Origin of the sequence: Kineococcus gurbantunggutensis (genome assembly GCF_050871925.1) — a bacterium.
Lineage (GTDB): Bacteria > Actinomycetota > Actinomycetes > Actinomycetales > Kineococcaceae > Kineococcus.
In genome coordinates this window covers 1-1,327 of record NZ_JBJLSG010000331.1, presented here as the reverse complement: position 1 = coordinate 1,327, position 1,327 = coordinate 1, and the positions used below count along the sequence as shown (strand labels likewise).

The 1,327-nt window shown below is 70.2% G+C and carries 1 pseudogene; it reads right to left on the bottom strand.

The features are described from left to right. A pseudogene (locus ACRYR7_RS25515) lies at positions 1-1,166 on the bottom strand (IS701 family transposase); the annotation flags it as partial. Positions 1,167-1,327 lie beyond the last annotated feature (161 nt).

Here is a 1,327-nt window from a genome sequence, read left to right as displayed (position 1 = left end):
CCCCCCCTTTTCGGCGGTTCCAGCCAGCTGGGAACGGGTGGCCGACAACCACGCCAGGGTCAGCATCGAGAGCGTGGGGGCACCTCCCGCCTGCGGGGGAATGTGCGCGTACCACGCCCGGTAGTCGCGCACCTGGTACTGGTCCAGCCCGGCTTCGTTCTTGGCCTGCTGGAAGCACTCCTCGACCCTCCAGCGCGAGCCGGCGACCCGGGCCAGGTCCGCCAAGCTCGTGCCGCGCGGGCCGTAGCAGAGGTAGTACGCCAGCTCCCCGCTGCTGATCGATCGGCGGGCCAGCAGCCAGTGCCCCCGTCCTGCTCGCCAGGCGACGCGGACCGGGATCCGCGCCCACTGACTGATCCGCTCGCCGTGCGCGCCAGCACCGGTGCTGCAGCTGCGCCACGCCCGCTCCGGCAGGGCAGCGACGAGTCCCTCGGCTCGTCGCCAGGTCGCCTCAGCGGTGATGATCATCTGAGTACTCCTGCAGGACAACACGTGCGCGACGTCCTGGGCTTCCAGCCACAGGCGCAGCTCGGTGTCCTGCCCGTACACCTCATCGGCGGTCACCCACGCGAACGGCACGCCGGCGTCCAGGGCGCGGGCGATCATCGTCCGTGCCTGCACGGTCTTGGTGGCGAAGTCCACGTCGTCGCCGATGCCGGCCGCGCGGCAGCGCTGGCGGTCCTCGGTCCACGACCTCGGCACGTACAGCTCCCGGTCGATCAGCGCGTGCCCGCGCGAGGAGGCGTAGGCCAAGAAGGTGCCGATCTAGCTGTTCTCGATGCGCCCCGCGGTGCCGGAGTACTGCCGCTGTACCCCCGCCGAGCGGGTGCCCTTCTTCAGGAAGCCGGTCTCATCCACGATCAGTACACCGTCGTCAGCACCGAGGTGCTCCACGACGTAGTCGCGGACGTCGTCACGGACCCCCTCGACGTCCCAGTCGGCTTTGCGCAGCAGCCGCTGCATCCCGTCCGGGGACACCTCACCGGCTGGGGGCACCTCCCGCGCGCGGGGGAATCGGCCAGCGTCCAGCCGTTCTTGCGCTCCAGACCTGCCGCCAAGCCGGCCACGTAGGTGCGCACCCGTGCCCGCGGCTCGGCGCGGGCGAAGCGGGGTGCGATCCGCTGGTGCAGCCGGTCGAGCTCGCTCAGGGCCGTGTCCACCACCACGACACCATCATCCATCGCAAGTGCCGTTGCAGTACTAATAACTCGTTTCACTATGAGTTGCGGGGCCACTGCCGCCGTCGCAGCCTGAGGGCATGACCGACGAGGCCCTGCCCGAGCGAGTCGTGGAGCTGGTCCCGGATGCCTTGTGGGAACGGGTGCAG